This is a genomic window from Vibrio aestuarianus, from assembly GCF_028858425.1.
GTDB lineage: Bacteria > Pseudomonadota > Gammaproteobacteria > Enterobacterales > Vibrionaceae > Vibrio > Vibrio aestuarianus.
In genome coordinates this window covers 624521-637839 of sequence record NZ_JAKNYQ010000002.1, presented here as the reverse complement: position 1 = coordinate 637839, position 13319 = coordinate 624521, and the positions used below count along the sequence as shown (strand labels likewise).

At 40.4% G+C, this 13319-nt stretch carries 12 protein-coding genes; 6 read left to right on the top strand and 6 right to left on the bottom strand.

The genetic code is table 11. From position 1 onward, the window contains the following. Positions 1 to 92 precede the first annotated feature (92 nt). Both MCT08_RS16420 and MCT08_RS16415 read left to right on the top strand, forming a co-directional pair. Entirely contained in the window at positions 93 to 662 is a 570-nt protein-coding gene (locus MCT08_RS16420) for an SPOR domain-containing protein (RefSeq protein WP_053312104.1), read from the top strand. Between the two features lie 177 nt (positions 663 to 839). Then, complete coding sequence (locus MCT08_RS16415) at positions 840 to 1841, top strand: D-alanine--D-alanine ligase (protein ID WP_274678891.1); 1002 nt, start codon at positions 840 to 842, stop codon at positions 1839 to 1841. Here the strand turns inward: MCT08_RS16415 and MCT08_RS16410 are convergent. Continuing rightward, positions 1825 to 2787 carry a tyrosine-type recombinase/integrase gene (locus MCT08_RS16410; protein WP_274678890.1) on the bottom strand — a complete coding sequence of 321 codons (963 nt, stop codon included), beginning with the start codon at positions 2785 to 2787 and terminating at the stop codon, positions 1825 to 1827. The two genes, MCT08_RS16415 and MCT08_RS16410, sit on opposite strands and share 17 nt — an antisense overlap. Before the next feature lie 101 nt (positions 2788 to 2888). Between MCT08_RS16410 and MCT08_RS16405 the strand changes: the two genes are divergently transcribed. The 4 genes from MCT08_RS16405 to MCT08_RS16390 all read left to right on the top strand — a co-directional run bounded on the left by MCT08_RS16405 (position 2889) and on the right by MCT08_RS16390 (position 8218). Further along, on the top strand, positions 2889 to 3260 hold the full coding sequence (locus tag MCT08_RS16405) for a DUF3319 domain-containing protein (protein ID WP_053312101.1): 372 nt from the start codon (positions 2889 to 2891) through the stop codon (positions 3258 to 3260). Between the two features lie 6 nt (positions 3261 to 3266). Next, the gene (yciH, locus tag MCT08_RS16400; RefSeq protein ID WP_053312100.1) at positions 3267 to 3578 is read left to right on the top strand and encodes a stress response translation initiation inhibitor YciH; all 312 of its coding nucleotides are present in this window, start codon (positions 3267 to 3269) and stop codon (positions 3576 to 3578) included. Positions 3579 to 3925: 347 nt separating this feature from the next. Beyond that, positions 3926 to 5053: an efflux RND transporter periplasmic adaptor subunit gene (locus MCT08_RS16395; RefSeq protein ID WP_176246643.1), complete on the top strand. Its 1128-nt coding sequence runs from the start codon at positions 3926 to 3928 to the stop codon at positions 5051 to 5053. Between the two features lie 9 nt (positions 5054 to 5062). Continuing rightward, positions 5063 to 8218 carry an efflux RND transporter permease subunit gene (locus MCT08_RS16390; RefSeq protein ID WP_168787052.1) on the top strand — a complete coding sequence of 1052 codons (3156 nt, stop codon included), beginning with the start codon at positions 5063 to 5065 and terminating at the stop codon, positions 8216 to 8218. A 692-nt stretch (positions 8219 to 8910) separates the two neighbouring features. Here the strand turns inward: MCT08_RS16390 and MCT08_RS16385 are convergent. Genes MCT08_RS16385 through vxrA form a run of 5 tightly spaced genes read right to left on the bottom strand, consistent with a single transcriptional unit; the run spans position 8911 to position 13301 of the window. Then, positions 8911 to 9066: a YoaH family protein gene (locus MCT08_RS16385; protein ID WP_168524669.1), complete on the bottom strand. Its 156-nt coding sequence runs from the start codon at positions 9064 to 9066 to the stop codon at positions 8911 to 8913. A 44-nt stretch (positions 9067 to 9110) separates the two neighbouring features. Continuing rightward, on the bottom strand, positions 9111 to 10271 hold the full coding sequence (locus MCT08_RS16380; RefSeq protein WP_274678889.1) for a conjugal transfer protein TraF: 1161 nt from the start codon (positions 10269 to 10271) through the stop codon (positions 9111 to 9113). A gap of 60 nt (positions 10272 to 10331) precedes the next feature. After that, positions 10332 to 11213 carry a DUF2861 family protein gene (locus MCT08_RS16375; protein WP_274678888.1) on the bottom strand — a complete coding sequence of 294 codons (882 nt, stop codon included), beginning with the start codon at positions 11211 to 11213 and terminating at the stop codon, positions 10332 to 10334. After that, positions 11213 to 11872, bottom strand: a complete 660-nt coding sequence (gene vxrB, locus MCT08_RS16370) for a response regulator transcription factor VxrB (RefSeq protein WP_274678887.1) — start codon at positions 11870 to 11872, stop codon at positions 11213 to 11215. The genes MCT08_RS16375 and vxrB overlap by 1 nt, the downstream gene beginning before the upstream one ends. Continuing rightward, positions 11847 to 13301 (bottom strand): sensor histidine kinase VxrA, encoded by a 1455-nt coding sequence (gene vxrA / locus MCT08_RS16365; RefSeq protein ID WP_301067939.1) that lies wholly within the window; start codon positions 13299 to 13301, stop codon positions 11847 to 11849. The genes vxrB and vxrA overlap by 26 nt, the downstream gene beginning before the upstream one ends. Positions 13302 to 13319 lie beyond the last annotated feature (18 nt).

Below are 13319 nucleotides of genomic sequence, written 5' to 3'. Positions count from 1 at the left end.
TGTAAGGGTATATAATTAAAAAGCGCACTTGATTCTGGGCGTCGCTATCGGCATGATTTATAGTAATTTCTACTTAAGGCGTTGAACATTTCATGAAAAAAATAGCAATTGTCGGTTTATCCGTCCTTTTGGCTGCTTGTGCTTCAGATACTTACATTACTGATGTGACATCTGAAAGTCACCGCGAAGAGTACAAAGTCGCCTCTGTACAGCAACCAGTAATGACTCAAGATGGTATGGCGAATGGGATTTCTGAAAGCAACGTTGAACCAAACGTTGTAAAAATGCCGCCAAAAGCTGTAGAAAAACAAGTCGCTCAAACTAAACCTGCGGTTGCTATTATTCCACCAACCGCCAAACAAAAAGCAATGAACCCACGTTTTGGCTACACGATTCAGGTGGTTGCTGTTGGTTCACAAACCAAAGTTGATCAATTTGCGAGCAAATTACCGACTGCTGACAATCAACCGATTTGGGAAAACTACAAAGTCGTAAATGGCACTAAGTGGTATACCGTTCTTTATGGGGATTATGCAACACGTTCGGATGCACTAGAAGCTATCAATACGCTTCCCGCTGAATTCCAAGCAATGAAGCCGTTCGCGAAAAGCATCGATGCTATTAAGAATTCTGAGTTTCCAACGCTCAACAAGTTAAATTAACCTCTGTTGAACTATACGGACTACTTATGTTAAAGAGGGGCGAAAGCCCCTTAATTGTTTGGTATTTAATCAGTTAAGTCCAAAAATTACATTTGCTTAGCTAAAATTGTGTAACTTCTTGCTGAATTGATTATGATGTTTAATTAGCTTATCTAGTAACATCACGGACAGATTTTAATGACAACAACAATCCTTCTACTGTGTGGTGGCGGTTCTTCTGAGCATGAAGTATCGCTTGTTTCTGCTAACTATTTACAAGCTCAACTTGAGATGACAAAGAGTTTCAATGTTATTCGGGTTGAAATGAAAGATGATGGTTGGTACAGCGAGCAAGGTGAGTTGAGTTATTTAGATACCAATGCTGCAACGTTAAACACTAGCAGTAGTTCGACAAAAATCGACTTTGTCGTGCCATGTATCCATGGATTTCCAGGGGAAACTGGCGATATTCAATCCATGCTTGAATTAGCTGGCATTCCTTATCTAGGCTGTGGTCCTGAAGCCAGCTCTAACAGCTTTAATAAAATCACTTCCAAGCTGTGGTATGACGCTCTGGGCATCCCAAATACGCCTTATTTATTTTTGACTGACAACAATGCCCAAGCTTATCAGCAATGCGAAAAAGCATTATCAGAGTGGGGCGCCATATTTGTAAAAGCTGCACGGCAAGGTTCATCGGTTGGATGTTACAAGGTCACAAATGTTCAGCAGTTAGCTACAGCGATTGATTCTGCATTCAGTTATTCAGAGCAGGTGCTGGTTGAAAAGGCACTCAAACCACGTGAACTAGAAGTTGCGGCTTACCAAATTGATGGTGTTCTGTATTTATCTAAACCAGGAGAAGTGATTGCTCCAGAAGATGCGTTTTATACTTATGAAGAAAAATACAGTGCAGATAGCCATTCAATGACGGAAATTGAAGCAAAAAATCTTACGGATCAGCAGTTAGCATCGATACGGCATTGTGCAGAAAAAGTGTTTACGCATATGAAGTTAAGACACTTATCTCGAATTGATTTCTTTTTAACGGCCGATGGTGCAATTTATCTAAATGAAGTCAATACCTTCCCAGGCATGACTCCGATTTCAATGTTCCCGAAAATGCTGGAACATAACGGCCATTGTTTTCATGAATTCCTTGCAAACTGCGTGACAACGTCACTCAAAACCAAGGTTTAATCGTTTTAAATTTCATTTTCTCCTGTTCTGCGGTGTGAGTTTTACCAATATATTGGGCTGGCATCGCAGGGCTTAACCACCGTCCAAATTGTTGAATATCTCTCATCTTATAACCTTGCTTCGCTAATTCTTGCGCCGCTCCTATTCGTGTCGATTGGCCTGAAAATTTTAGGTTCATCAGACCTAGCTGTTTACCTGCATTACGCAAAATACGAAAAATCGACGCATCATTGAGCGATTTTGAAGAAATATTACCGTGACGATCTATAGAGCAAAAAACAATACCTTCATTTCTGTTAACAATTGTCAGCCAACGATTAAGCGCTAATGAAGCCCTATCGGAAAGAGAATAGTTTGCTTCCCCAACATGTACTGTTATGGCTAACTCATTATCTATACTGATTTGTTCACGCTCGAAGAATTTAAGTTCTCCTCGTTTGAGCACGCATTCAAACATCACGTAATAAATAGCGAGATCTCGGATGTCTTTTTTATATTCAGAACGTGAGAGTCGCTCATCCAAGGCGAATAGATGCTCTTGGGTAAATGGCATTGCTTGTTTTACGTCATCTAACTTCTCTAATCTGAGGTTGGCAAGTGACATTTGAACTTTACGGTTTGTGGTTGGATCATTTAAAGAGAGTAATGAGTGTATGATACCAATAGTGACCGCGTAACGCCTTATGGTCGAGTATTTGCGAGTTCTTGCTTCATATTCAATAAATTGCCTAACTGCTGCCACTGACGCTGGCAAAGAAGATACATGCTTGGAAATACAGAAAGAAACAAAGTGATTCCAATCTTTTGTCATCGCGAGTAAAGAATTTCTGGAATATTGATTTTGTACTAGTTGTTGGAACTGCTCTAAACGAATGGGTGAAGAAAATTCACTAAGCTTTTGTTTTAAAATAATAGGATCTGTGATGACGGGAATGTTTTTTCTCATCTTAATGCACTATAACAACAAAAATTATCAATAAATATACTTGATAACGGCGTAGATACAATTATTATTTAATTAACCACAATTAAAAGACCAGATAAAATATGGCTATTTCGATATATCGAGGTTTTAACCTTAAATCGGCTCCTAATTCCACTGAAATATGGCAAGTGAAAATTAAAAACCATGTTTTGACTGGAAACCTTGCTGCGGTGAAAAAAAGCATAGACTGGTGGTGTGATACAGCATCTATTATTGACCCGCGTGAATTCAATTCTGTTGGACAAAAACGGAATGTAACCTCTGGGCACCAAGAACAATTTGGTGGATTTACTCTTAAAAACGATACCGGTGAAGCTAACGCTTGGTATTGCTTTTTTAATGGTCGCTTAATCAAAGGTTCTAAAGTGGCTATTCAAAAACATATCGAAGCTTTTTTGCTAGCAAAGCAAAAAGCAGAACAAATGAAGAAGTAATAATTTATGACGCTTGTATATTCAACTGATTTAGGTCGTATTAAATCAGAACCTGAGAAAGTAGAACGGCCGAAAGGTGATGGTATTGTCAGAATTCATCGCCAAACCAAAGGCCGAAAAGGTAAAGGCGTGAGCATAATTACCGGACTAGACTTGGATGATGCACCATTAAAATTATTGGCAGCAGAATTGAAAAAAGTATGTGGATGTGGCGGTTCAGTGAAAGATGGCGACATCGAAATACAAGGTGATGTGCGAGATAAGGTGAAGGTTCACCTCGAAAAGAAAGGTTTAATCGTTAAGCTATCTGGTGGTTGATGCTTAAATAGAACAATAGCCCCCATGAGTATGATAAACAATGTGATTGGGGGAATATTAAAGCTCATCCTCTCACTAGCTAGAACTTGCTTGTCATTTCTAAATGATGATCCCTCTTATTTTCTTAGCGCTCACTGTTTAAACTCCATGTATCTCTCGTGTGAACAAATTATCGAGAGCGAAACAACAAAGCAACATTTACTGTGCTTTTATCACGATGTTTTCTTATATTTTCATCGAGTTACAGTTTGAAACACTTCCTTTTTATCTTCTTTAATTTTTCTGACAAATCAAGCGGTATGCTTGCTGTATTTTTAACGAATCATGTTCTAATAAGATTATAAATAATGCAAAAGAAACCACTTGCGGCACTTATTGCTACAACACTCATCTTAGTTGGGTGCGGTGAAACGGAAAACATTCAAACCCAAACACCATTGCCACTTGTTGAAACACAACGGGTTATCCTTGTCGAACATCAACAAAGTAAATCTTATATTGGCCGTATCGAAGCGATAGAAGACACAAATATTACTGCTCACGTTTCTGGTTACTTGCAGGCCCGTCATTTCAAAGAAGGACAACTGGTCGAAAAGGGTGATTTGTTGTACACCATCGAGCCATCGTCATTCGAAGCTCAGCTAGCAAGTGCAAAAGCGGCCGTAGCGCAAGCTAATGCCGTACTTAAAAAAGCACAGCTTGACCATGTGAGAGGCAATGAACTCCTTCCGCGTGGTAGCATTTCGCAATCTGAATTTGATGCATTAACGGCGGCATTACATGGTGGGCGAGCTGAATTAGAAGCGGCAAAAGCAAAGCTAAAGCTCGCTGAAGTTAATCTTTCATACACTCAAATACGGGCCCCTTTTAATGGCCGTATTAGTGATAGTAAAGTTAGTTCTGGTGATTTAGTTTCTCCATCAACGGGCATTTTGGCTACGCTTGTGAGCTTAGATCCTATCAATACGGCTTTTAGTGTTAGTGAACGAGAGCGTATTGCCTTAGGTATGGATAAAATTAAAGGTGATGGCGCAACGCAAGCGAATGGTGTTGAAGTGCTACTTGAACTCGAGAATGGCGAGCAATATCCTTATTTAGGTCAGCTAAATTACTTAGGCAATCGAATCAATCTAGATACTGGCACTATTGATATGCGTGCCGTTATTCCCAACCCCGAGCAGCGACTTCTTCCCGGCCAACACATCAAAATCAACCTTCGTGAAAGCGTTGCTAAAAATGTTATCGTTATCCCACGTCGTGCAGTCCAAACAGACTTAGAGGGTGATTTTGTTATGGTGATGTCAGACGATAATATTGCAGAACGTCGCAATGTCGACTTGGGGCCTCAAGTTGAGCAAGGTATTAGCATCAATCAAGGCCTATCACTTAATGATGTGGTGATCACCCAAGGTCTACAACGTGTCCGCAATGGTGTTGAAGTTCGTACTCAAACGCCAACAACGACCAATCAATAAGGAGGCGAAATGTTAAGTCGTTTCTTTATTCAAAGACCTAAGTTTGCATTGGTCATATCTATTATTCTTACTTTAGCAGGGGCGATATCCCTGGCTATTTTACCCGTCGCTGAATATCCGAAGATCAGCCCGCCATCTGTTAGCGTGACGGCGTTTTATACTGGTGCAAGTGCCGAAGTTGTCGAACAAGCTATTGCTGACCCCATAGAGACGTCAGTAAACGGTGTCGAGAACATGATCTACATGTCCTCGAAAAGTGCCAATGATGGCTCGTACAGCCTAAACGTGACATTCGATGTTGGTACTGACCCTGATATGGCACAAGTTAACGTCCAAAACCGTGTTGCTCAGATCGAGTCCAAGCTTCCGCAAGAAGTGAGAATGGCTGGCGTCACCGTGAAAAAACGTTCGCCAGATCTGTTAATGGTACTCAATTTCTATTCACCGGATGGAAAATATGACGACCAATTTCTGATTAACTACATCAACCTTAACGTTAAAGATCAACTCGCACGTGTAAAAGGTATTAGTGAGGTTAATGTCATTGGTGGGGGCGAATATGCAATGCGTATTTGGCTTAACCCAGAAAAAATGGCTAATTTAAAATTAACAACGTCCGATATTCAATCCGCTTTAACTGAGCAGAATGTGCAAGTTGCAGCGGGGCGTATTGGCGCTGCTCCATATAGTAGTGCTCAAGAGGTGCAGTTTAATCTGGTAACAAAAGGGCGTTTGGAAAGTGTCGGTGAGTTTGAAAATGTTATTTTGCGTTCGAATCCTGATGGCTCTACGGTTTACTTGAAGGACGTCGCACGGGTTGAATTAGGCAAAAAATTCTATGATGGTAACGGTACATTCCGAGGCCAAGAAGCATCGATCGTTGCATTATCATTACAATCAGACGCCAACGCGTTGGAAAGCGGTAAAGCCGTTATGGCGTTGTTACAACAACTTAGCCATAATTTTCCAGATGGCATGGCCTTTGAAACCAGTTATGACACAACCGTGTTTGTTGCTGAATCTATCAAAGGTGTGGTTAAAACGCTGATCGAAGCGATATTACTGGTTATTGCCGTCACTTACTTATTTTTGGGTAGCGCACGCGCAACCCTGATTCCCGTTTTTGCCATTCCAGTCTCATTGATTGGTACATTTGCCATTATGCAAACTACCGGCTTCACGATTAATACTGTGACTTTGTTTGGTCTTATTTTAGCCATTGGTATTGTTGTTGATGACGCTATTTTGGTGATTGAAAACGTAGATACAACAATGGCTAAAGATCCAACGATGTCTCCGCGTAAGGCAACGCTTATCGCAATGAAGGAGGTAACAGGCCCAATTATCACTTCAACGCTTGTATTACTTGCGGTATTTCTTCCTGTCGCCATGCTACCCGGTATCACAGGTATCATGTATCGACAGTTCGCATTAACTATCTGTATTTCAGTTGTTATTTCATCGATTAATGCACTAACTCTGTCTCCTGCGCTGTGTTCACTGGTTCTGAAACAAGGCGGTGAAAATACGGCAAGTTGGTTTAAGGCTTTTAACCGGGGCTTAGACAAAGTAACACAAGGCTACGGTCAAATTGCAGGTTTCTTGGTTAAAAAATCTTTACTGCTGATTACTTTCTTCCTACTTGCACTTGCTGCTGTCACGTTCTTTGCTAAAAATACTTCAACTGCTTTCGTTCCACAGGAAGATAAGGGAATATTATTAGTCAATGTTCAATTACCTGACTCTGCTTCTTTATCTCGAACAGAAGAAGTGACTTCACAACTGATGCAAATTCTTGAAGAAGAGCAGGGGGTTGATGGTGTTACCGTTGCCAATGGCTATTCATTCATGACTGGCGCGGCTGCATCAAACGGGGCATCTCTGTTTGTTAAATTACACAGTTGGGATATGCGCAACAGCTTAGCTGGCGATCATTCAGCCGCTGCAATTTCGTCGCGGATTAATGGCCGTGCCGCTTTGGAAATACCACACGCGGTTGTATTTGCAATGGGGCCTCCTGCTGTGCCTGGCATGGGAGCCGCTTCCGGATTTGAATTTGTACTGGAAGATACATTGGGTCGTAGCCGTACCGATTTAGCGATGGTAATGGGTGAAATGCTTCAGGCTGCTAATCAACAACCTGAAATTGCTTATACATTTAGTACATTCCGAGCCAACGTTCCTCACTATTATGTGGATATTGACCGTGAAAAGGCAAAACAGTTAGGTATTCCTTTATCCTCAATATTTCAAACGCTACAGGGTAACTTAGGGTCGATTTACGTTAACGACTTTACCATGTTTGGCAAGAACTTCCGTGTCACAATGCAAGCTGATAGTGAACATCGTAATAGCATGGAAAACCTTGAGCAGTTCCATGTACGCTCTGCTAATGGAACAATGATTCCGTTAAGTACACTAGTTAGTCATACACAAGTGTTTGAACCGGATGTGGCATGGCGCTATAACATGTACCGCAGTGCGATTATTCAAGGTCAACCAGCGCCGGGTTATTCCAGTGGTGATGCTATTGCTGCGATGGAGCGAGTTGCCGCTCAAGTATTGCCGCAAGGTTACCAATACGAATGGACAGGTATGGCCTATCAGGAAGTTCTCGCGGGCAACCAAGCCATTTTTGCTTTTGCGCTTGCGCTCATTTTCATCTATTTGTTTATGGTGGCACAGTATGAAAGTTGGAGTATTCCGTTAGCCATCATTTTAGTGGTGCCGATTGCAACCTTAGGTTCATTCTTAGCTCTTAACCTAATGGGAATGCCATTGAATTTGTATGCTCAAATCGGTCTAGTCTTGCTGATAGCATTAGCTGCAAAGAATGCGATCTTAATAGTAGAGTTCGCAAAAATGGAGCGAGAAGAGAAAGATATTGCAATTGATGAAGCTGCGGTTCATGGTGGAAAATTACGTTTTCGTGCCGTGAATATGACATCGTGGTCATTTATCTTAGGTATTTTCCCTCTGATTTTTGCTTCGGGGGCTGGGCATGTCAGTCAAAACTCTCTCGGTATATCACTTATCGGTGGACTCTTATGTGTGCTTCTTGCGGGAACATGTTTGATCCCTGGTTTCTATGCATTAATCCAAAAACAACGAGAGAAGTATCATGGTGGCAACACAAAACTTGTACCATTAGATGATGAAGACTGACTAAATAACTCAAATCCCAAAGTCATACTTTGGGATTTTTGATGTTGGATCTTTTCAGATTAATAGTCATATAGTTAAAATGGTAACTATATGACTATTAAGTATTTTATGGTAAATGGTTTATGTTTAATGAGGAGAGAAGTAAGCAATTATGCAACAGTTAGTATTACCTAATTAATTTAACATAACACATATAATGCGCACTATAGTTATGGTTCGCTAACGCCCGTAATTACTTCAAAGTCTTTACTGGTTATTTATTTGATTTTCGTTTCGTATAGAAGCTGATCTGCACGGTGCAGAATGTTGTCAATATTATCATCATCAACCTTAAGTGACGTAACCCCAACACTTAAGGTTAACTTATTACTCTCTGGCGTACTGAGTTCAGTATATACCCAAATAACTTGAAGTTGATTGCTTGTTTTACTTTTAAAGTGACAGTGTCTCGATGTAGCATTATCCACTACCTCGCAATTAACTAGAATGACGGAAGAACTTACTTCTGTAATTTTATTACACCCACTAGTTATCAGAATAGCTCGCTGGTGTTTTGCTCTTCGGTAACTCATTGTTTTTATTTGTTATATTGACATTGAAAATAGATTGTATTGATTTTTTAGATGGGGTTTTTCTGAGGTGGATTTGAGATAGGCGCAAAAAAAAGGCACTAAATAAGTGCCCTGTTATCGTTATTCTTTATTTTCTGCCGCTTTTTCTGCTCTGATTTCAGTAGCAACAATTTTTATCGCTTCTGCGGTACTGATACCTTGGGTCATTAACTGCTGGATTTTTTCAACGGCTTCTTGCTGTTCTTGGTGGGATAACGTAGGGAGATCGTCAAACATAAAAAAGGCTCCTGATGTTGAGGAGCCTGACTATAAAGACTGCGTTAATAACTAGCAAGGAAATTTATGTATGCACCCATAGCATTTTCATTAGTGTAACTTGCACCCAAATCCAACTGAAAAAGGTTTAAAGGTGATATTCCTATACCTGCGGTAATGGTGCCATCCAAATTGTCGTATGCTAAATTCTTGTTGTACCCTGCCCTTAGTTTTAATTGACGTAAAATGTCAATTTCACCACCAATACGGATCATTTGCGTGTTATCTTCAAAGTTTGTATAACGTTTTTCTTCATTAAGATCGTAATCAACACTTAATGTTGCATAATCGGCAACTAGGCCAATACCAACGGTATACAATGGCCGCATTTGGTATGCGTAGCCAAGATTAATGTCTCTTGTTTGTCCGGAAGTCTTACTTGTCAGTGTCTTAGTATACGACTGTGTATTGATATCACGCTTAATAAGGTTGGTTGCCGAAAAACCAATGCGAAGTGGTCCATAAAACCATAACGCACCAGCATCAAGGTTGAACATGGTTTCACCTTGGCTACTGTCTCTTACATCTTTAATATCATAATCAGTCACACTTGCTGAATATACATAAGTGTAGATTCGTTGCAGTTTTGGCGTTACACCAAATGCCATGTGTTGACCTAAAAACGTTTGATATTTGGCTAACGATAAACCAATTTCAGTTACCCCAACAGACACCGCATTTACAGCGCTTAATTCAGCGTTTTCGACAGAGGTACTACCACCAGTATAGATATCAGGAGTAGCAAAAGTTTCAGTGTATGCTTTCGCAAACAGATTGGCTGCTATAAATTGATTCGGAATGGCAAACGCAACAACACCACCAATTTCAGCTTTTAAACTGTCACCTGCTAAATTGTCTAAGGTTTTCTGAAGATCTTGATAATTTTTATTATCTAGCATGCTAGAGATGCTATCTAAATCATCCACCATTTTGTCTTCATCATTGTAGGAAATACCAATGCTTGGAAGTATCATCCCAAAATCATCGTTACGGCGATAAATGGCTACCAAAGCTGGGTTATAAAAAGGTGCGGTTAGAAAATTAGCAGATACAACCCCAACGCCACCCATCGCATCGCCTCTGGCTTCAATGGCATAATTTGCCGCTACTGCTAAAGAAGGTGTCAGCGCGATTGTTAATGGCAGTATTTTGATGAATTTTTTCATAGTGTTATAAACGTATTAATTCCTTTAAGTCTATAACGACCTATTGTCTATTATCTTTAGTTATTCATCTACAGAAACATCATATGTTTTACTTATAACTTGAGATTGTTCAATCGTGATCGGACCTTGCCAACGCTGACTAGTCATTGTTACCGCCAATACATATCTATCGGAGGACAAATTCGTCACCTCTAAAGAGTTTGGATATTCAGACACGTAACTTTTGCTCCACAACTTAGAATACTGTCCATCGACATAATCATAGAGTGATACATTCAACTCAGGTAATGGGCAGTATGGATTTAGTAGCGCTTTTTTTTCAATTTGCCACTCATCTTTTGAAGCCCAGCGGACGACTTGTCTTGCTTTAGGCTCACCAATAATAACCCATGCACTCCAAGACTGTTGATCACTGGCGGTTATATCAAGACGATATAGACCCATACTGAGTTTGCTGTTTAGATCGTATCGTTTAACATAGCGAAGCTCTTTCCAATCCTTGCCATTATTATATGAATCGAGTGAATTAACATTGGAAATAGGTCTATCTACCCACTCTGTTAGCTCGATACTATCAAGAGTATTGATTGAGGTAACATCAACGGCGACACGATAGGCATCTCGGCCAGGGCTTTGAATATCTTGGCGATTTATAGTGATAGATTTGAGCCATTCAGGTAATGGTCGCTTGTCTAAGCCTTTACCACAGTCAGTAGTTAATGATTGGATTAATATATTATTAAGGTGGCTCTTGATGTTGCGATTTTGTTCGAGCTGCCAAACTTCGACCAAAGAATCAAACATGGCTTGTAAGTCATTGTTCAGCAAGTGCTGATGTGCTTGCGTGAGTGGTGTGTTTTTATCAAACCACTCATCACTTTGCACTGTTATTGGCACACTAAAAGCTAGTGCGCCAAGTAAAATGGTTCGTAATTGAAACATTACGCTTTCATCTTATAACCGACGCCACGTAGTGTTTCAATTTCTAAGCCGGGAAGCTTTTGTCTTAATTGCAATACATGCGTATCCACGGTTCTTGTAGTAGGGAAATGATTATACCCCCAAACGTGATCAAGCAATTCGTCGCGGGTGAATACACGCCCTAAATTACTGGCCAAAAATAACAACAAATCAAATTCAGTGCGAGTTAAGGTTATCGATTCATCTTTATAAAAGACTTCGCGAGTTGATTTATCGATAACTAAATTTGAGGTGATGACCTTAGCATCATCTTGCCCTTCACCTTCAGGAGATCTAAGTTGTGCGCGGATACGAGCAAACAGCTCGGCTTCAGCAAAAGGTTTGGTTAGATAATCATTTGCTCCTGCATCGAGTCCTGCCACTTTATCTTTCACAGTAACCAAGGCGGTTAACAAAATGACGGGAACCTCTTTAATCTTTTTCCATTCCGGCAGTGATTGAACAGAGTCGCCATCCGGTAGCTGTCTATCTAAAATAACCAGATCAGCACTATCCCAATGCTGCTTAACTTCTGCAATCGTTTCTGCATGTAAACAGTCATACCCAGCTTGCTCAAGGCTAACCAGTAAACCGTCAGCTAGGTTTTTATCATCTTCAACGAGAAGCAATGTCTGTTTCACAGGGGATCTCCAATATAAATGTGGTTGGTGGTCCAATAAGCTTCATTTTACCACCCATCCGACCAACCATGGATTCTACAATCGTGAGGCCTAAACCAAGGCCACTTTTACTCACAAATGGTTTACGTACACTTCGCCAGTCTTTATTGGTCAGTTGACCTTGGTCAGTGACTTTTATCGTAATGGAACTTTTATTTGTTATAACCTGCAATTTAATCGGTGCAACACCATATTTTATGGCATTTTGGATCAAATTATCGATACAAGTCCCCAGCCAATACACATTCAGTTTAGCTGCTATATCTTTGTTTATCTCGAGCTCAATCACTTCTTTGAACTCTTCTTCAACTTTATATTGTAACCACTCTTCTACAGAAAGAACCCAGTCTGTTGCAAGAGGTTTGTTATCGGACTGCAAATAATCTTTACTTGCTTCGGCTAATTGCCTCAAACGTCTTGAATCTTCACAAAGTCGCCTAAATTCATCATAAACAGAAGCGGGTAACTGTTCAAATTCTCGTCGAAAACCTTCAACTGTTAGTGACAAACTAGCAATAGGAGTGCGCAGCTCATGAGTTAGAATCTGTAGCACTAACATGCGACTTTTCATTTCTTGCCGTTTTGAATTCCAGCGATAAGCTGACCACCCCAAAACGAGCATAATATTGGCGATAACAAGCACCACCATGCTTATGCGCAAAATGTTAGAGTGATCTTCTACATCCCAACAGATATTCCCTCTTTGCACAAAGCAGGTAGAACTTTGTGAGGACATGGCATAGCTAAGGCCGGCCTTACTAGCATTATTTAACCATATATCTTCATCGAAAATGTAATATTCATCACCTTTTCGCAGCCAGAGATCTTTGTTCTCTACGAACATGGTTGAGCCAGCAATAAGTGCAGTAATGGTCTCTTCATTCATGCTTTGCAAACGACCAAGTAGACTGTTATGGCTAGCTTTTGGTCGTTCTTGAATATGCATATATTTCTGCAAATCGTCAGTACTATCAAGGTGTTTACCAATATAACGTGCTGCATAACTTCCCCCGCCAGGGTGAATTAGAGCACTGCGGGCAAACCACCTTTGCGTCAATTTTGTGCCTTTGCAAATCGCTCGAGTAAAAACTAAAGGTTCAGTAATCAATGGGCTAAGAGGTAATTTACCAGTACAACTTTGTGATAATTTATATAACAGTTGAATATCTTTTAATGGGTATTCAGCGGTTTGGGGCAGCATAGATTCTGGTGTTAAAAGGCGCGTCGGATATTCTGCTTGCAAGATCCGAATGTCATAACTAACACTGGCAGAATCGTAGTCAAAAAGCGATACAAACAGGTCGATCCGTTCAGGCAACGAATCTGCATAAGTATAAATTGGCAACAGGGCGAAGATACCCCATAAAAATTGATTGATCGCTTTAAACAAGTTGTATATTCATCAAAT

Bases quoted from the DNA above. Each gene is read 5' to 3' on its own strand.
- MCT08_RS16420 (WP_053312104.1), top strand. From the start codon at position 93: ATGAAAAAAATAGCAATTGTCGGTTTATCCGTCCTTTTGGCTGCTTGT.
- MCT08_RS16415 (WP_274678891.1), top strand. From the start codon at position 840: ATGACAACAACAATCCTTCTACTGTGTGGTGGCGGTTCTTCTGAGCAT.
- MCT08_RS16410 (WP_274678890.1), bottom strand. From the start codon at position 2,787: ATGAGAAAAAACATTCCCGTCATCACAGATCCTATTATTTTAAAACAA.
- MCT08_RS16405 (WP_053312101.1), top strand. From the start codon at position 2,889: ATGGCTATTTCGATATATCGAGGTTTTAACCTTAAATCGGCTCCTAAT.
- yciH (WP_053312100.1), top strand. From the start codon at position 3,267: ATGACGCTTGTATATTCAACTGATTTAGGTCGTATTAAATCAGAACCT.
- MCT08_RS16395 (WP_176246643.1), top strand. From the start codon at position 3,926: ATGCAAAAGAAACCACTTGCGGCACTTATTGCTACAACACTCATCTTA.
- MCT08_RS16390 (WP_168787052.1), top strand. From the start codon at position 5,063: ATGTTAAGTCGTTTCTTTATTCAAAGACCTAAGTTTGCATTGGTCATA.
- MCT08_RS16385 (WP_168524669.1), bottom strand. From the start codon at position 9,066: ATGTTTGACGATCTCCCTACGTTATCCCACCAAGAACAGCAAGAAGCC.
- MCT08_RS16380 (WP_274678889.1), bottom strand. From the start codon at position 10,271: ATGAAAAAATTCATCAAAATACTGCCATTAACAATCGCGCTGACACCT.
- MCT08_RS16375 (WP_274678888.1), bottom strand. From the start codon at position 11,213: ATGTTTCAATTACGAACCATTTTACTTGGCGCACTAGCTTTTAGTGTG.